Source organism: Nocardiopsis sp. MG754419, assembly GCF_018207095.1.
Classification (GTDB): Bacteria; Actinomycetota; Actinomycetes; order Streptosporangiales; family Streptosporangiaceae; genus Nocardiopsis.
In genome coordinates, this window is sequence record NZ_QOCZ01000002.1 from 16,350 (window position 1) to 33,394 (window position 17,045).

At 69.0% G+C, this 17,045-nt stretch carries 14 protein-coding genes, 2 tRNA genes and 1 pseudogene; 14 read left to right on the forward strand and 3 right to left on the reverse strand.

The features are described from left to right. Positions 1–70 precede the first annotated feature (70 nt). Positions 71–580 carry an adenylyltransferase/cytidyltransferase family protein gene (locus tag DSY14_RS00565; RefSeq protein WP_211714403.1) on the reverse strand — a complete coding sequence of 170 codons (510 nt, stop codon included), beginning with the start codon at positions 578–580 and terminating at the stop codon, positions 71–73. 241 nt (positions 581–821) lie between these two features. Here DSY14_RS00565 and DSY14_RS00570 point away from each other — a divergent pair, with 241 nt between their 5' ends. After that, positions 822–1,088 (forward strand): hypothetical protein, encoded by a 267-nt coding sequence (locus tag DSY14_RS00570; RefSeq protein WP_211714404.1) that lies wholly within the window; start codon positions 822–824, stop codon positions 1,086–1,088. 311 nt (positions 1,089–1,399) lie between these two features. Here DSY14_RS00570 and DSY14_RS00575 read toward each other — a convergent pair. Further along, positions 1,400–1,470 (reverse strand) — tRNA-Gly (locus DSY14_RS00575). Positions 1,471–1,587: 117 nt separating this feature from the next. Between DSY14_RS00575 and DSY14_RS00580 the strand changes: the two genes are divergently transcribed. From DSY14_RS00580 to clpX, 5 genes are all read left to right on the forward strand, one after another. Beyond that, a tRNA-Pro gene (locus tag DSY14_RS00580) sits at positions 1,588–1,662 on the forward strand. A gap of 227 nt (positions 1,663–1,889) precedes the next feature. Beyond that, entirely contained in the window at positions 1,890–3,314 is a 1,425-nt protein-coding gene (gene tig / locus DSY14_RS00585) for a trigger factor (RefSeq protein WP_211714405.1), read from the forward strand. Between the two features lie 285 nt (positions 3,315–3,599). Continuing rightward, positions 3,600–4,163 (forward strand): ClpP family protease, encoded by a 564-nt coding sequence (locus DSY14_RS00590; protein WP_211714501.1) that lies wholly within the window; start codon positions 3,600–3,602, stop codon positions 4,161–4,163. A 44-nt stretch (positions 4,164–4,207) separates the two neighbouring features. Then, on the forward strand, positions 4,208–4,864 hold the full coding sequence (locus DSY14_RS00595; protein ID WP_211714406.1) for an ATP-dependent Clp protease proteolytic subunit: 657 nt from the start codon (positions 4,208–4,210) through the stop codon (positions 4,862–4,864). Between the two features lie 294 nt (positions 4,865–5,158). Then, a complete protein-coding gene (gene clpX / locus DSY14_RS00600) occupies positions 5,159–6,433 on the forward strand; it encodes an ATP-dependent Clp protease ATP-binding subunit ClpX (protein WP_211714407.1) in 1,275 nt (424 codons plus the stop codon). A gap of 140 nt (positions 6,434–6,573) precedes the next feature. Here clpX and DSY14_RS00605 read toward each other — a convergent pair whose 3' ends face one another. Next, positions 6,574–7,284 (reverse strand): DUF305 domain-containing protein, encoded by a 711-nt coding sequence (locus tag DSY14_RS00605; protein ID WP_211714408.1) that lies wholly within the window; start codon positions 7,282–7,284, stop codon positions 6,574–6,576. A gap of 290 nt (positions 7,285–7,574) precedes the next feature. Between DSY14_RS00605 and DSY14_RS00610 the strand changes: the two genes are divergently transcribed. The 8 genes and pseudogenes from DSY14_RS00610 to DSY14_RS00645 all read left to right on the forward strand — a co-directional run bounded on the left by DSY14_RS00610 (position 7,575) and on the right by DSY14_RS00645 (position 17,044). Then, on the forward strand, positions 7,575–8,969 hold the full coding sequence (locus DSY14_RS00610; protein ID WP_211714409.1) for an LVIVD repeat-containing protein: 1,395 nt from the start codon (positions 7,575–7,577) through the stop codon (positions 8,967–8,969). A 121-nt stretch (positions 8,970–9,090) separates the two neighbouring features. After that, the gene (locus DSY14_RS00615) at positions 9,091–10,395 is read left to right on the forward strand and encodes an LVIVD repeat-containing protein (RefSeq protein ID WP_211714410.1); all 1,305 of its coding nucleotides are present in this window, start codon (positions 9,091–9,093) and stop codon (positions 10,393–10,395) included. A gap of 131 nt (positions 10,396–10,526) precedes the next feature. After that, positions 10,527–11,930 (forward strand): LVIVD repeat-containing protein, encoded by a 1,404-nt coding sequence (locus DSY14_RS00620; RefSeq protein WP_211714411.1) that lies wholly within the window; start codon positions 10,527–10,529, stop codon positions 11,928–11,930. 124 nt (positions 11,931–12,054) lie between these two features. Next, a pseudogene (locus DSY14_RS00625) lies at positions 12,055–13,361 on the forward strand (LVIVD repeat-containing protein). 143 nt (positions 13,362–13,504) lie between these two features. After that, positions 13,505–14,488, forward strand: a complete 984-nt coding sequence (locus DSY14_RS00630; protein ID WP_211714412.1) for an ABC transporter ATP-binding protein — start codon at positions 13,505–13,507, stop codon at positions 14,486–14,488. Continuing rightward, positions 14,485–15,309, forward strand: coding sequence for an ABC transporter permease (locus DSY14_RS00635; protein WP_211714413.1), 825 nt, complete (start codon positions 14,485–14,487; stop codon positions 15,307–15,309). The genes DSY14_RS00630 and DSY14_RS00635 overlap by 4 nt, the downstream gene beginning before the upstream one ends. Next, positions 15,306–16,442: a sensor histidine kinase gene (locus tag DSY14_RS00640; protein ID WP_307851088.1), complete on the forward strand. Its 1,137-nt coding sequence runs from the start codon at positions 15,306–15,308 to the stop codon at positions 16,440–16,442. The genes DSY14_RS00635 and DSY14_RS00640 overlap by 4 nt, the downstream gene beginning before the upstream one ends. Next, on the forward strand, positions 16,439–17,044 hold the full coding sequence (locus DSY14_RS00645) for a response regulator transcription factor (protein ID WP_211714414.1): 606 nt from the start codon (positions 16,439–16,441) through the stop codon (positions 17,042–17,044). The genes DSY14_RS00640 and DSY14_RS00645 overlap by 4 nt, the downstream gene beginning before the upstream one ends. The last annotated feature ends 1 nt before the right edge of the window (position 17,045 follow it).

The window sequence follows — 17,045 nt, forward strand, 5'->3', positions numbered from 1 at the left end:
ACACCGATAGGAACGCGCCGCTTCCCAGGTGAGGCGGGCACGGGTGAGGGACCCGTGCGAGGGCCGAGGGTCAGAGGGAGTGTGCGAGGCGGCCGAGCGCCGCCGTGGTGGAGCGCCCCGGTGTGAAGGGCAGCTCCCACGCCTGGGCACCGAGCGCCTCCGCGCCGCGGATCTTGGCCTGGGTGAAGCGGTCGCCCGCGGTGAAGGCCAGGGCCGCGGGGGCCAGCGGACGCAGGAGCTCCGCGTAGGCCGACCAGTCGGCGACCGCCGGGGGGCCGTCGATGATGAAGGAACCCGCCACGCAGGACAGGGCGGCGATGGTCTCGGCCCGCTCCGCGTCGGGGTTCACCGGCCGTCCAGGGCCCTTCCAGGCGTGTACGCGCCCGTCGGACTCGAGGCCGACCACCAGGGGCAGGCCGCGCTCGGCGATGGATCGCAGGAAGCGGATGTGTCCCACGTGCAGGACGTCGAAGACGCCGGTGACCACGACCGGACGGTCGAGGACCTCCGGCCGTTCGAACCAACGGACACTGAGCGGCGCCGGCGCCTGGTGCGCCTCACCGGTATCCGATTCCCGCATGTGGTCCCCGTTCCCTCCGTGCGAGTGAGGGGCGCCCGCACTCGATCGTGCCGACGGGTCCGCCCGAAAGGTCAACGTACCCCGCGGGCAGGGGTATTCCGTCTCGGGGACGCGTGACCGAACAACGTTCAGGTGGAACCGTCCGATTCGTGACACCTCGTTGTGAGCCGCCCCACCCGAACCGTCGACCGATGTGATGCGTCACACATGCTGTACGGGCGTGGAGAAAGGTGGTCGGAACATGGGTTGGGTGCTCGTCGTCGAGGAGTCGGTGGGGTCCGGGCAGAACATCCGCTGGGGTGTGGGCCGGGTCCAAGGGACCTACGAGGAACCGGAGCGGGCCCGGGAGGAGGGACTGCGACTGGCGAGGGAGTACGAGCCCAGGCATCCGTGGTCGCAGGAGGGGCGACGGATCTACCGGCTGTCGGAGGACGTGCATCTCGTCAACGTCCAGGGGGCCACGTCCTCGTTCCACTTCCGGGTGAGTGTGGCCGAACGCGTCGAATGAGGGCGCGGGCCGGGGGAGCCGTCGCACGGAGGACGGAGCGCGGGCCGTGGCCGCTCGGTGCGTACTCCGTTTTCCGGTGGTGCGAGGTCGTCCCCTGGGGGTGCCGGTGAAGTGAGCCGGTGGCTTGAGGTGCACGGTTCGCTTCGAGAGGAGCGGGGGTTCGGGGGTCGTCCCCTGGGGGTGCCGGTGAAGTGAGCCGGTGGCTTGAGGTGCACGGTTCGCTTCGAGTGGAGCGGGGGTTCGGGGGTCGTCCCCTGGGTGTAACGGCGAAGCGAGCCGGTGCCTTCAGGCACACGACTCGCTTCGAGAGGAGCGGGCGACGAGAATCGAACTCGCACAACCAGCTTGGAAGGCTGGGGTTCTACCATTGAACTACGCCCGCGTGGCGCCAGGGACTTTGAGTTTCCTCTAGACTCGTGGAGCCGACGGAGACAAGAGTACAGTCTCCGGGGCGGTGGTCGCACACCCGATGTCGGGTTCGTGTGTCCTCGCCGGGTCACGGGGTGTAGCGCAGCTTGGTTAGCGCGCATGCTTTGGGAGCATGAGGCCGCGGGTTCGAATCCCGCCACCCCGACGAAACCCTCCTCGGTCGTCCGGCCTCCAGGCCGGGGGCCGTGGCCCCCTGCGTATCTGCCCTAGACTTGGTGCGATCAGCAGGAAACCGTAAGTCCCAGCCCGTCGCAGGGCACCCCAGTAGAACGTGGTCATGACCGACCGGGGTGCGCGCGTGCATTCGCCGTTCGTGTGGTGCGCCTGCGGGCCGACGTGGACACCAGCCGGCAAACCTAGGAGTACCGCCCCGTGAAGACCGATGTCGAGGAGCTCAGCCCGACCCGGGTCAAGCTGACCATCGAGGTGCCCTTCGAGGAGCTCGAGCACGCTTTCGACGAGACCTACAAGTCGCTCGCGAAGCAGGTTCGGATCAAGGGCTTCCGCCCGGGCAAGGCACCGGCGCGGCTGATCGACCGCTACGTCGGCCGAGGTGCGGTGATCAGCGAAGCGGTCAACCACGCCGTTCCGGAGCTCTACAACGAAGCCATCCAGAAGGAGGAGATCTTCGCGCTCGGTCAGCCCGACGTGGAGGTCACCAAGCTGGAGGACAACGACGAGCTCGCCTTCACCGCCGAGGTCGACATCCGACCCAAGTTCGAGGTGAAGGACTACAAGGGCATCGAGGTGACCGTCGACAACGCGGCCGTCACCGACGAGCAGATCGATGAGCAGATCGGCACCCTGCGCGAGCGTTTCTCCACGCTCGTGGGCGCCGACCGCCCCGTCGAGGACGGCGACCACCTGTCCATCGACCTGTCCGCCGCCATCGATGGTGAGAAGCTCGAGGACGTGGCCGTGAGCGGCTACTCCTACGAGGTCGGCACCAACACCATGCTGGAGGGCCTCGACGAGACCCTGCGCGGCATGGAGTCCGGTGGCGAGGCCACCTTCAAGACCACCCTGGTGGGTGGCGAGCACGAGGGCCGTGAGGCCGACGTCACCGTCACCGTGCACTCGGTGAAGGTGAAGGAGCTGCCGGAGCTGGACGACGAGTTCGCCCAGCTGGCCTCGGAGTTCGACACCATCGACGAGCTGCGTGAGGACGTGCGTACGCGCATGGCCGACATGCGTCGTATGCAGCAGCTGTCCGCCGCCCGTGACAAGGCGCTGGAGAAGCTCATCGAGTCCGTCGAGGTCCCGCTGCCCGACGCGGTCGTCGACGAGGAGATCACCCGTCGTCGTCAGAGCCTGGAGCAGCAGCTCGGTCAGAGCGGTCTGACCAAGGAGGCCTACCTCGAGTCGCAGGAGAAGACCGAGGAGGAGTTCGAGGAGGAGCTCAAGACCGGCGCCAACTCGGCGGTCAAGGCGGGCTTCATCCTCGACCAGCTGGCCCTCCAGGAGGACCTGAGCGCCGACCAGGGCGAGCTCAGCCAGTACGTGTTCGAGCAGGCCCAGCGCATGGGCGTCAGCCCGGACCAGCTGGCCCAGCACCTGGTCGAGTCGAACCAGATCCGGGTCGCCTTCACCGAGGTCGTCCGCGGTAAGGCCATGGACCTGGTCCTGGCCGACGCCAAGGTGACCGACGAGGACGGCAACGCCATCGAGACGCCGAAGACCGACGCGGACGCCGTGGAGGAGGCCGCCAAGGCCGCCGCCGCCGTGGCCGAGGAGGCCGGTGACGCCGACGTGGCCGAGACCGCCGACGAGGACACCGCCAAGGACGACACCAAGTAGTCCCGGCGCCTCAGCGTTCGCGCGGGCCCCGGGCCGGCCCTCTCCGGGTCGGTCCGGGGCCCGTCGCGTGCGTTCGCCGGCAGAAGAAAAGGTGCGCCACGACCCCGGCGCACCTGCGCTCAAAGCGAACAGGGACGCGATCCGGACGAGCCCGGCGTCCGTCGGCGTTAGTGTCGCTGTATCGCGACCGTTTCGATTCCGGAGCAGGTGACGAGAGTGCCTCAGACCTTTGATGAGTCCCCGCGATTCGACGCTCGTACGTCGGACCCGCAGCTTTCCCCTTTTATCGAGCAGACGCCTCAGCGCCTGCTGCGCCAGCGAATCGTATTCCTCGGCCAACAGGTCGACGACGACATCGCCAACCGACTCGTCGGTGAGCTTCTGTTGCTGTCCGCGGAGGACCGGCAGCGGGACATCACCATGTACATCAACTCGCCGGGTGGTTCCGTCACGGCGGGCATGGCGATCTACGACGTCATGCAGTACATCCCCAACGACGTGCGTACCGTGGGTATCGGTATGGCCGCTTCCATGGGCCAGATGCTTCTGTGCGCCGGTGCGGCGGGCAAGCGCTACGCACTGCCGCACACCCGCGTCATGATGCACCAGCCGTCCGGTGGCATCGGGGGCACCGCCTCCGACATCCGGATCCTGGCGGACCAGCTGCTCTATGTGAAGAAGATGTTCATCGAGAAGATCTCCGAGCACACCGGGCAGACGGTCGAGCAGATCGAGAAGGACGCCGACCGGGACCGTTGGTTCACGGCTCAGGAGTCGCTGGAGTACGGCTTCATCGACGAGGTGCTGGAAGGCACCCTCGACGTGACCAGTGACCGTAGCCAGAGCTGACCTGACCTGGTCCATGGATCGACGTTGTGCGTGGAAGGCGTGAAATGACCGAGTTCAACCCCAGTCTCATCGGCGGCGCGGCCTCGATGGCTCCTCAGAGTCGCTACGTGCTGCCGTCCTACGTGGAGCGCACGTCGTACGGCGTCAAGGAGATGAATCCGTACAACAAGCTCTTCGAGGAGCGGATCATCTTCGTCGGCGTCCAGATCGACGACACGTCCGCCAACGACCTGATGGCCCAGCTCATCACGCTTGAGCAGCTCGACTCCGAGCGGGACATCCAGATGTACATCAACTCGCCGGGTGGTTCCTTCACCTCCCTCATGGCGATCTACGACACCATGCAGTTCGTGCGCCCCGACATCCAGACGGTGTGCATCGGACAGGCCGCCTCGGCCGCCGCGATCCTGCTCGCGGGCGGCACGAAGGGCAAGCGCGGCGCGCTGCCCAACGCCCGCATGATGATCCACCAGCCCGCCACCGAGGGCATGCACGGCCAGGCCAGCGACATCGAGATCCAGGCCAACGAGATCACCCGGATCCGGCAGCAGCTGGAGACGACCCTGGCCAAGCACACGGGTCGTTCCGCCGAGCAGGTGTCCAAGGACATCGAGCGCGACAAGATCCTCACCGCGGAGGAGGCCGTCGAGTACGGTCTCATCGACTTCGTGCTGCCCTACCGCAAGGCCTCCCTGAAGTAGGGCACCCGCCGAAGCGATCCCCGTACCGAACCGGACCCCGCGCTCTCGCTCGGGTGTCCGGTTCGGGGGATCTTCGGCCTCTGAAAGGGCGCACCGGACCGGTTTGGGACCCGCCAGGGACAGCCCGGTGGTGAAGCCGGTCCGGTTTTTCGCTTAGTCTGGCGGAGAGCGACACACAGATCGCCCCGTTCGTGACCGGTCGGTCGTGGACGGAGTTCCACGGAAGTTCCCTTCCGTGCCGTTCGCGCGAGGCGCGTCGGGAGCGGGGCGGCCTTAGTTTTGAGGAGTGGCTGGGTGGCACGCATCGGCGACGGCGGGGACCTGCTGAAGTGCTCATTCTGCGGTAAGAGCCAAAAGCAGGTGAAGAAGCTCATCGCGGGCCCTGGCGTGTACATCTGCGATGAGTGCATCGATCTGTGCAACGAGATCATCGAAGAGGAACTCGCCGACGCCACCGAGCTCACGTGGGATTCCCTCCCCAAACCGCGGGAGATCTTCGACTTCCTGGACTCCTACGTGATCGGTCAGGAGCAGGCGAAGAAGGCCCTGTCGGTGGCGGTGTACAACCACTACAAGAGGGTGCGTTCGGAGAGCGACCGTCCCGGTGACGAGGACGTCGAGATCGCCAAGTCCAACATCCTCCTGCTGGGACCGACCGGCTCGGGCAAGACCCTGCTGGCGCAGACCCTCGCCAAGATCCTGAACGTCCCCTTCGCCATCGCCGACGCCACGGCGTTGACCGAGGCGGGGTACGTCGGCGAGGACGTCGAGAACATCCTGCTCAAGCTGATCCAGGCCGCGGACTACGACGTCAAGAAGGCCGAGACCGGGATCATCTACATCGACGAGGTCGACAAGGTCGCCCGCAAGAGCGAGAACCCGTCGATCACCCGGGACGTGTCCGGCGAGGGCGTGCAGCAGGCACTGCTGAAGATCCTGGAGGGCACCACCGCGAGTGTGCCGCCGCAGGGCGGTCGCAAGCACCCGCACCAGGAGTTCATCCAGATCGACACCACCAACGTGCTGTTCATCTGTGGTGGCGCCTTCGCGGGGCTGGAGCAGATCATCGAGTCCCGTACCGGGCAGCAGGGCATGGGCTTCAACGCCGTGCTGCGGCCCAAGGGCGAGACGTCGGGGACCGCGCTGTTCGGCGACGTCATGCCGGAGGACCTGCTCAAGTTCGGGATGATCCCCGAGTTCATCGGCCGGCTGCCGGTGATCACCAGCGTGCACAACCTGGACAAGGCCGCGCTGATCCAGATCCTCACCGAGCCGCGCAACGCCCTGGTCAAGCAGTACCAGCGGCTGTTCGAGCTGGACAACGTGGAGCTGGAGTTCACCCAGGACGCGTTGGAGGCCATCGCCGAACAGGGCATCATTCGCGGCACCGGGGCCCGTGGCCTGCGGGCCATCATCGAGGAGGTCCTGCTCTCGGTGATGTACGAGGTGCCCAGCCGCGAGGACGTGGGCCAGGTGATCATCACCCGGGAAGCGGTCGAGCAGCACGTGAACCCGACGATCGTGCCGCGCGCCCAGCTGGACGAGGACCGTCAGGAGAAGTCGGCCTGATCACCTCCGTGCGGGCCTGAGCCGCACACACGGGCAACGGGGCGCCTCCGCTCGAAGTGGGGGCGCCCCGCCGTGTCCACGGCCCTCAGGGCCCCTGCCGAGGCCCGGGGTCCCCGCGCGGCCCGGAGGCGGGAGACGCTCTACCCGTCCTCGAGGACCGACTCCATGCGGGCGATCTCGGTGTTCTGCTCGGCGATGAGGTCGTTGGCCATCTTCATGACCGTCTGGTCCCGGCCCTCGGAGAGGACCTCCACGGCCATGGCGACGGCGCCCTCGTGGTGGGCGCTCATCAGCTCCACGAAGAGGTGGTCGAACGCGTCGCCCTCGGCGTCGGCGAGCCGCTCCATGTCCTCGTCGGAGACCATCCCCTGCATGTCGTCGTGGTCGACCTCCAGGTCGCAGCGGGGGACGTCCTCGTCCTCGGAGTGGTGGCCGCCCTCGCCCTCCAGCCCGCAGAAGTTCTGGTGGGCGGGGTTCTCGCGGGCCGGCGCGAAGACGTGCTCCTCCAACCAGCTCTCCATGGCGGAGATCTCCGGCCCCTGCGCGGCGGAGATGCGGTCGGCGATGCGTTCGATGCCGTCGCGCTCGTAGCGCTCCTCGACCAGGTCGGTCATCTCCAGTGCCTGGGAGTGGTGTTCGATCATCTTCACCAGGTAGGTGACGTCGGCCTCGTTGTGGCCCTGCTCCTCGGCGAGGGCGGCGATCTGTTCGGCGGTGGCCGGGGTGGAGGACTCTCCGGGGGCTCCGGGGGCGATGACGTTGGCGGACTCCTGTCCGTCGTCGTCCGCGCCACAGGCCGGGGCGGCGAGCAGGACGAGGGCGGTTCCGGCGGCGAGTGCCAGGCGACGCACGAGGTCTCCTCCAGGGGACGGGGGTGGACGGGCCGGGTGGACCGCCGATGTCGATCGAACGCGACATCCTGCGGGTTTTCTACTCACTCCATGGGTGCTTTGTCCAGTGCGGGCCCAAGTCGGAGGGGTCGTGTCACGCTCCCCGTGCGGCGGAGGCCGGGGTGGTGGGTCCGTGGTGTTTCGGGACGTGATGCCCGGTCTCGGCGTTTCGTCTGGTCGGTGGCGACCGGGCGGGATAGAACCCGAAGTAGTCGAATGACTTCTCCGTGTGACGGTCGGAAGGTGGGCGCATGGCCTCGGGAACGGTTCGGCGGCACACCCGTCGCGGCGGCGTCGCCGTCCTGGCGCTGATCGTGGCGGCGGTCTCCGCCGCTCCCGCCGCCGGTGCCGCCGACGCCCCCGACGACGTGAGTACCGGTGGGGGAGTCGAGCACCTGGCCAACGTCCCCAAACCCGCGGCGCTGGGGGAGTCCTACAACACCGACCTGGCCTTCACCGGAGACCACGTGATCGTCGGCAACTACGGGGGATTCACCGTCCACGACATCTCCGACCCCGCCGATCCGGTCGTGGTGGCCACGGTGGTGTGTCCCGGCGGCCAGGGGGACGTCACCGTCAGCGGCGACCTGCTCTACTTCTCCGTCGACTACCCCCGTGCCGGTGAGGAGTGCGGCGCCCCCGCGACCCCCGCCACCGACCCGGACGGGTTCGAGGGTCTGCGGATCTTCGACATCGCGGACAAGACCCGGCCCGAGTACGTGACGTCCGTGCGCACGGACTGCGGCTCGCACACCCACACGCTCGTCCCGGGGGAGGCCGAGGGGCGCGAGTACGTGTACGTGTCCTCGTACTCGCCCGACGCGAACTTCCCCCACTGTCGGCCGCCGCACGACAAGATCACGATCGTCGAGGTCCCGCTGGAGGACCCTGCCGCGGCCTCCGTGGTCGCCGAGCCCGTCCTGTTCCCCGACGGGGGCCACGACAGCACCACCGGCTGCCACGACATCACCGCCTACCCGTCCCGAGGGCTGGCCGCCGCGGCCTGCCTGGGCGACGGTCTGCTGCTCGACATCACCGACCCCGTGAGCCCGCGGGTCACCACGCGGGTCCAGGATCCGAACTTCGCGTTCTGGCACTCGGCGACCTTCACCGACGACGCCTCCCAGGTGATCTTCACCGACGAACTCGGCGGTGGAAGTGGTGCCACGTGCAATGAGGACGTCGGTCCCGAACGGGGCGCGAACGCGATCTACGCGATCGACGACGCGGGGGACGACCCGGAACTCGTGTTCCGGAGCTACTACAAATTGCCGCGTCATCAGTCCGAAACTGAGAACTGTGTGGCGCACAATGGATCGCTGATCCCCGTCGCCGGCGCGGATCTCTTCGTGCAGTCCTGGTACCAGGGCGGTGTGTCGGTCATCGACCTCGACGACCCCGAGCGGCCCGTCGAGGTCGGGTACTTCGACCGTGGGCCTGCGGACCCGGAGGTACTGCGCACCGCGGGCTCGTGGTCGGCCTACTACTACAACGGCCACGTCTACTCGTCCGACATCGAACGCGGTCTGGACGTCCTCGCGCTCACCGATCCCCGATTCGACGGGGCCGAGAACGTGGTCCTCGACGAGTTCAACCCGCAGTCCCAACCGCGGGTGTCGTCCCGCCGTTCCAGGCACGGTGTGTAGCCGAATCGGGTCAGGTCGGCGGCGTGTGAACGAACATGTTTCTTTTGTTTCCCTCTATACATAATGATGTTGAGCTGTGTACGTTCTTCCTGTTTCGCTCCATTCAGAACCAGGAGTACACATGGCGTCATCCCCCACCCACCCCCCCGCAAGGCGCCCGCTTCACCGCCGAGCCCTCACCGGGGTCTCCCTCGGTGCGGCAGCCCTCCTGACCGCGGGACTCCTGGGCCCCGCGGCCGCGTCCGCCGACGTCACCGCCTTCGAAAGCGACGCGGAGACCAGCTCCAACGTCTCCCACGTGGCCAACCTCCCCAAGTCCGAGGCCATGGACGACTTCAACTCGGACCTGGCGTTCACCGGGGACTACGCCATCGGTGGCAACTACAACGGCTTCGTCATCTACGACATCTCCGAGCCGGAGTCCCCCGAGGTCGTCTCCGAGGTCCTGTGCCCGGGTGGTCAGGGCGACGTGTCGGTCAGCGGTGACCTGGTGTACTTCTCGGTCGACTACCCGCGTGCGAGCGACGAGTGCGGCGCCCCGTCGGTGCCCACCACGGACCCGAACGGGTTCGAGGGCATCCGGGTCTTCGACATCTCCGACAAGGCGGCCCCCGAGTACGTCGCCGCCGTGGCCACCGACTGCGGTTCGCACACCCACACCCTGGTGCCCGGCAAGGACGGCGCGCACGACTACGTGTACGTGTCCTCGTACTCGCCCAACGCGAACTTCCCGAACTGTCAGCCTCCGCACGACAAGATCTCCATCGTCGAGATCCCGCTCGACGACCCCTCGGAGGCCGCCCTGGTCACCGAGCCGGTGCTGTTCCCCGACGGCGGTAACACCAACACCAGCGGGTGCCACGACATCACCGCCTACCCGGAGATCGACCTGGCCGCCGGTGCCTGCATGGGCGACGGCATCCTCATGGACATCTCCGACCCGGCCCACCCCGTGGTGACCGACGTCGTCCGGGACCCGAACTTCGCCTTCTGGCACTCGGCGACCTTCACCAACGACGCCGGCACGGTGATCTTCACCGACGAGCTCGGCGGTGGCGGCGGCGCCATCTGTACCGAGGCCTACGGTGTCGAGCGCGGCGCCAACGCCATCTACACCATCGGCGGCACCGACGACGACCCCGAACTGGGCTTCGAGAGCTACTACAAGATCCCGCGCGTGCAGACCGCCACCGAGAACTGCGTCGCCCACAACGGCTCGCTCATCCCGGTTCCGGGTCAGGACTTCTTCGTGCAGTCCTGGTACCAGGGCGGTGTGTCGGTGATCGACTTCAACGACCCGAAGAACGACATCACCCGTGGACTCGACGTCCTGAAGATCGAGGACCCGCGTGTGCGCGCCGCCGAGCGCGTCACCTACGACGAGTTCAACCCCCAGTCGCAGCCGAGCTACCGTCCCGGCCGCTGACCGACCCCACGAATCCCTCCCGGTGGCTCCTCCTGGGGAGTCAGGGCAAACGGGAGGACCAGGGGCCGCGGCGTTCGCCGCGGCCCCACCGCAGACCACCCCCGCCCTCCCCGCGATCCACAGGAGAAAGCATGCCCGCAGCTTCCTCCGGGCGCGGAGGAATCCGGCGCTCGGCGGCCGTCGCACTCACCGCGGCGGCCACCCTGCTGACCGGACTCCTCGGCCCGGCGACCGCTCATGCCGACATCCCGCCGTCCGACAGCGTGACCAGCGACAACGTCGAGCACATCGCCAACGTGCCCAAGCCCGAGGCGGTCAGCAACACCAACTCGGACCTGGCGTTCAGCGGTGACTACGTGATCGGCGGCAACTACGACGGGTTCGTCATCTACGACGTCGCCGACCCCGCCGACCCGCGGATCGTCTCCGAGGTCCTGTGCCCGGGCGGGCAGGGTGACGTGTCGGTCAGCGGCGACCTGTTGTACTTCGCCGTGGACTACCCGGCGGCGAACGAGGAGTGCGGGGCCCCCGCGGTCCCGGTGACCGACCCGAACGGGTTCGAGGGCGTCCGGGTCTTCGACATCTCGGACAAGACCCAGCCCGAGTACGTCGCGGCCGTGCGCACCGACTGCGGCTCGCACACCCTCACCCTGGTGCCGGGCGACGACGAGCGCGAGTACGTGTACGTGTCCTCCTACGCCCCGGCGGCGGAGTTCCCGAACTGTCAGCCTCCGCACGACAAGATCTCCATCATCGAGGTGCCGCTCGACGACCCGGCCTCGGCCGCGGTGGTCAACGAACCCGTGCTGTTCCCCGACGGCGGCAACCACGACCAGGACGGTCTCCTGCGACCCACCGAGGGCTGCCACGACATCACCGCCTACCCGGAGAAGGGCATCGCCGCCGGGGCGTGCATGGGCGACGGCATCCTCATGGACATCTCCGACCCGGTCGAGCCGGTCGTGACCGAAATCGTGCAGGACGAGAACTTCGCGTTCTGGCACTCGGCGACCTTCACCAACGACGCCGGAACGGTGATCTTCACCGATGAGCTCGGTGGCGGTGGCGCGGCCACCTGCACCGAGGAGATCGGACCCGAGCGCGGCGCCAACGCCATCTACACGCTGGAGGGCGAGGGCGCCGACAGCACCCTGGAGTTCGCCTCCTACTACAAGCTGGAGCGCCACCAGGGCGACCAGGTGTGCGTGGCGCACAACGGCTCCCTGATCCCGGTGCCCGGCAAGAACTACTTCGTGCAGTCCTGGTACCAGGGCGGCGTCGCGATCATCGACTTCAACGACCCGAAGAACCCCAAGGAGATCGGCTTCTGGGACCCCGATGACCGCATCGACCCCGACATCGAGAACGGCAGCTCCTGGTCGGCCTACTACTACAACGGCCACGTCTACTCCTCGGACATGCGCCGGGGCCTGGACGTCCTGGAACTGAACGACCCGCGTCTGCGCCCGGCCGAACGCGTCACCTACGACGAGTTCAACCCGCAGACCCAACCGGTCTACCGCCCCGGCAGGTAGCACCCGCTCACCGGACGGGGCGCCGCGCGTGCATCGCGCGCGGCGCCCCGCGGTGCACCCCCGGCCCGGCCCGTCGCGACGGACCGGGCCTCGATCGCTCCCCTCCACAACCGAAAAGAGGACCATGCGCACTCCCACGCGTCGTGTGGCGGCGTTCGCCGCGGCCGCGGCCACGGCGCTGCTGACCGGGCTGCTCGGCCCGGCGGCCGCCCACGCGGACACCCCTCCCTCCGACGACATCAGCAGTGACCACGTCGAACTCGTGGCCAACGTCGCCAAGCCCGAGGCCGTGAGCAACGTCAACTCGGACCTGGCGTTCAGCGGCGACTACGCCATCGGCGGCAACTACGACGGGTTCGTCGTCTACGACATCTCCACGCCCGAGGACCCGCGGATCGTCTCCGAGGTCGTCTGCCCGGGTGGTCAGGGCGACGTCGCGGTCAGCGGCGACCTGCTCTACTTCGCCGTGGACTACCCGCGTGCGAGCGACGAGTGCGGTGCCCCGTCGGTGCCCACCACGGACCCGAACGGGTTCGAGGGCATCCGGGTCTTCGACATCTCCGACAAGGCGGCCCCCGAGTACGTCGCCGCCGTGCCCACCGACTGCGGCGCCCACACCCTCACGCTCGTCCCCGGCAAGGACGGCGCCCACGAGTACGTGTACGCGTCCTCGTACTCGCCCCACGTGAACTTCCCGAACTGTCAGCCCCCGCACGACAAGATCTCCATCGTCGAGATCCCGCTCGACGACCCCGCCTCGGCGGCCCTGGCGGCCGAGCCCGTGCTGTTCCCCGACGGGGGACACCGCTCGACCAGCGGCTGCCACGACATCACCGCCTTCCCCAGCGAGGACATCGCCGCCGCGGCCTGCATGGGCGACGGCGTGATGCTCGACATCTCCGACCCGCTGGAACCGGTCGTGACCGAGGTCGTCCAGGACCCGAACTTCGACTTCTGGCACTCGGCGACCTTCACCAACGAGGGCCGGAACGTCCTGTTCACCGATGAGCTCGGCGGCGGTGGCGCCCCCACCTGCACCGAGGAGATCGGACCCGAGCGCGGCGCCAACGCCATCTACGCGCTGTCCGGTGAGGGGGACGACACCACCCTCGAATTCCAGAGCTACTTCAAGATCGACCGCCACCAGGGCGACCAGGTCTGTGTCTCGCACAACGGCTCGCTCATCCCGGTTCCGGGTCAGGACTTCTTCGTGCAGTCCTGGTACCAGGGCGGTGTGTCGGTGATCGACTTCAACGACCCGAAGAACACACCTGGTCGGCGTACTACTACAACGGTTACGTCTACTCCTCCGACATCGAGCGGGGCCTCGACGTGATCAAGCTGACCGACCCGCGTCTGCGCGCGGCCGAGCGCGTCACCTACGACGAGTTCAACCCGCAGACCCAACCGGTCTACCGTCCCGGCCGCTGATCCGGCGGGGACCGAGCGGGGTGGGGGAACCGTCCCCACCCCGCACCCATGAGATCCGTCATGGGTGGTCCTCCGCCCCGGTCACATCGGGCCGGTGACTAGTGCGCATGGTCCTCGGCACCTGATCGGACCAGGCTGGGGACATGCTCACGACGACGAGAACATCGGCCCCCGACCCCCCGACCGCGTCCGCCGTCCGGGTGCGCGACCTCGCGTGCTCCTACGGGGACGTCCGCGCCGTGCGCGGAGTCTCCTTCGACATCGTCCCCGGAGAGCTCTTCGCCCTCCTCGGCACCAACGGGGCAGGCAAGACCACGACCATCGAGGCGCTGGAGGGATTCCGGAACCCCACCGCCGGCACCGTCCGCGTCCTGGGGCTGGACCCCCGCCGGCGCCGCCGCGCGCTCCAGGGGCGGGTGAACGCCGTCCTGCAGGAGAGCGGCACCTTCGCCGACCTCACCGTCATCGAGACCATCGAGCTGGTCCGGCGTACATCCGGACGCCGCCGCGACCTGGACGAGGTCCTGTCGGCCGTCGACCTCACCGGTCGGGCCGGCGCCCGGGTCGGCCACTTGTCCGGGGGCCAAAAGCGCCGTCTGGACCTGGCCCTGGCCGTCGTCACCCGTCCCGAGGTGCTGCTGCTGGACGAGCCCACCACCGGCATGGACCCCGAGGCGCGCCGCACCGTCTGGGCCCTCATCGCCGAACTGATCCGTGAGGGCACCGCCATCCTGTTGACCACCCACTACCTGGAGGAGGCCGAGCGCCTCGCCGACCGGATCGCGGTGATGCACCACGGTCGGATCGAGGTGGCCGGGACCCTGGACCAGGTCCTGGCCGGGCACGGCGACCGGATCTCCTTCCGGCTGGAGGGGAGCCCGCCGGAGGATCCACCGGTCCTGCCCGGCGCCGAGGCCGTCGTCGAGGGGGAGCGCGTGACCTACACGGTCGACGGAGCCGACCACGCACGTCGGGCGCACCGGGCGATGGCGGCCCTGGGCACCTGGGCGGACCGGCACCGCCTGGACCTGCTCGACCTGGCCCTGCACCGTGCCTCACTGGAGGACGTCTTCCTCCGCGTCGCGGACGGACACGAGATCCCCACCCCGACGGGAGTGAGCCGATGAGCACCACGGACGCACCGGTCCGGGTCGGTCCGGCCCGCCAGATCCAGGTGTACTCGCGAGCCGAGCTCACCCTGTTCTGGCGCTACCGCACCGCCGTCTACTTCGCCCTGTTCCCTCTGGCCCTGGCCATGATGGGGCTGTTGCAGGCGGGGACGGAGATCGCCCCCGGGGTCGACGCGGGCGCCTACTTCACCGCGGGCTCGCTGATGCTGCCCCCGCTGTTCCTGTCCATCATGCACCTGACCAACGTGGTCACCTCCCGGCGCGAACAGTTCGTCCTCAAACGCCTGAGGGTGTCCGGCACCCCGGCCACGGTGGTGTTCGGGGCGTTGATCGTCTCGGTGCTGGTGGTCACGGCGGTCATCTCGCTGGTCATCGGGGTGGTCCTGCTGCGCCGGTACGACCTGGCACCGGCCGATCCGCTCCTGGTGGTGCTGCCGATCGTCCTGGTGACGGTGGCGGTCTCCCTGTTCTCGATCGCCTTCACCCGGCTGTGCCGCAACGCCGAGAGCGCCCAGATGATCTGTATGGTTCCTCTGATGCTCTTCTACCTGCTGAGCGGGATGGCGTTCCCCCTGGCCTCGCTTCCGGACCGCCTGGCCGATCTGGCCCGCTTCCTCCCGGGCGCCCCCGGTGTCGACATCGTCACCAGCGCCTACTTCGGTCGCGACTTCACCGGCGCGGGCGACGGCACCCGGGTGCTCGCCGGTGCGGAACTGTGGGCCGCCGCCGTGCCGGGGCTGCTGGTGATCCTCGCCTGGCTGGTGCTCTCCGCCTTCCTCGTGCGTTTCGTGCGGTGGGACCCGCGAGGCACGCGGTGAACGCCTCCACCGACGACGAGCGTCTGCGCCGCACCCGATGGGTGGTGGTGCGCACGCTCGCCGGCATGGCCTCGGGACTGCCGCTCATGGTGCTGCTCCAGTGGTACCTGAGCGGCACCCCGGGCCCGGCGGGACTGGTCACCGCACTCCTGCCGGCCACGGCGGCGGGCGCGCTCGCGCTCTGGCTGACGCTGCGCCACGCGCTGGCCCTCGGGGAACGGCCCCTGCCCCTGTACGCGTCCTCCTTCGTGGCGTCGGTCGCCGCGGTGTGGATCCTGTTGCCGGGGGCGGCGGCGCTGGTGGTGCCGACGGTCTGGTGGGGGATGACGACCCCGGCCGTGCCCCGTCGGTGGAGCGCGCCCACCGGCGTGGTGCTGTTGGCGCTGCCCTGGGCGCACGCCGCGCTCGCCGGTGCACCGACGCCCTCCCCGCTCTGGTTCCCGGTCATGCTCGTCCTCGCCGGGGTGATGCTCACCGGGCACCGGATGAACCTGCGGATGTGGGAACTGTCGCGGGAGGTGGTGGCCGGCCGCCACGTCCGCGAACGGCTCGCGGCCAGTGAGGAGCGCCTGCGCATCGCACGCGACATCCACGACCTGCTCGGACATCGTCTGTCCGGGATCGCGGTCCGCAGCGAACTCGCCGCGCGACTGGCCGAGGCCACCCCGGAGCGGGCCGCCCACGAGATGCGGATCGTCCAGGACGAGGCCCGCCGCGCGTTGCGCGAGGTGCGCTCCACCGTGAGCGGCTACCGCGACGTCGACCCCGCCGAGGAACTGGAGGGCGCCCGTGAGGTGCTCGCCGCCGCCGGGGTCCACCTCACCGTCACCGGTGATCCCCGGGACATCCCCGCGCCCCTGCGCACCACAGCGGCCTGGGTCGTCCGCGAGGCGGTGACCAACGTCGTCCGCCACAGCGAGGCCCGCCACTGTGAGATCACCCTGGACGCCGACGGTGCGTTCACCCTCCAGGTCGTCAACGACGGAGCCCCCGCACACCGGGGGAGCGGTAGTGGTCTGCTCGGCCTGACCCAACGGGTCGCGGCGGAGGGCGGCACACTGGAGGCCGGCGCTGAGGACGGCGGGCGCTTCCGTCTGAGCGTGGTCGTTCCCCGAGCGGAGGTGGCACGGTGATCCGGATCCTCCTGGCGGAGGACGCGCACCTGGTGCGCGGGGCCATCGCCGCCCTGTTGGACCTGGAACCCGATCTGGAGGTGGTGGGCCAGACCGGCCGGGGCGACGCGGTGGCCGACCTGGTCGCACGGCACCGACCCGACGTGGCGGTGCTCGACGTCGAGATGCCCGGCACCGACGGGCTGAGCGTCGCGGAACTCCTGGCGGAGACCGCCCCCGACTGCGCCGTCGTGGTGCTCACCGGGTTCGGACGCCCCGGCTACCTGCGCCGCGCCGTCCGGGCGGGGGTGCGGGGGTTCCTGCACAAGGACGCGCCCGTGACCGAGCTGGCCCAGGCCGTGCGCGTCGTGCACGCGGGCGGGCAGAGCATCGACCCGGAGCTGGCCACGGCGGCGATGACCGCGGGGGTGAGCCCGTTGACCCGGCGCGAGACCGAGGTCCTGCGCGCCCTGTCCCGGGGGGTCGGTTTCACGGAGGTCGCGCGCGCCCTCGACATCGCCGAGGGCACCGTCCGTAACCACGTGTCCGCGGCCATCGCCAAGACCCGCGCCGAGAATCACATCGGCGCCGTCCGTGTCGCCCAGGACATGGGCTGGCTCTGAG

Coding starts and splice junctions, on each gene's coding strand:
- DSY14_RS00610 (WP_211714409.1), top strand. CDS start 7,575: ATGGCCTCGGGAACGGTTCGGCGGCACACCCGTCGCGGCGGCGTCGCC.
- DSY14_RS00565 (WP_211714403.1), bottom strand. CDS start 580: ATGCGGGAATCGGATACCGGTGAGGCGCACCAGGCGCCGGCGCCGCTC.
- DSY14_RS00635 (WP_211714413.1), top strand. CDS start 14,485: ATGAGCACCACGGACGCACCGGTCCGGGTCGGTCCGGCCCGCCAGATC.
- DSY14_RS00615 (WP_211714410.1), top strand. CDS start 9,091: ATGGCGTCATCCCCCACCCACCCCCCCGCAAGGCGCCCGCTTCACCGC.
- DSY14_RS00595 (WP_211714406.1), top strand. CDS start 4,208: ATGACCGAGTTCAACCCCAGTCTCATCGGCGGCGCGGCCTCGATGGCT.
- DSY14_RS00570 (WP_211714404.1), top strand. CDS start 822: ATGGGTTGGGTGCTCGTCGTCGAGGAGTCGGTGGGGTCCGGGCAGAAC.
- DSY14_RS00620 (WP_211714411.1), top strand. CDS start 10,527: ATGCCCGCAGCTTCCTCCGGGCGCGGAGGAATCCGGCGCTCGGCGGCC.
- DSY14_RS00630 (WP_211714412.1), top strand. CDS start 13,505: ATGCTCACGACGACGAGAACATCGGCCCCCGACCCCCCGACCGCGTCC.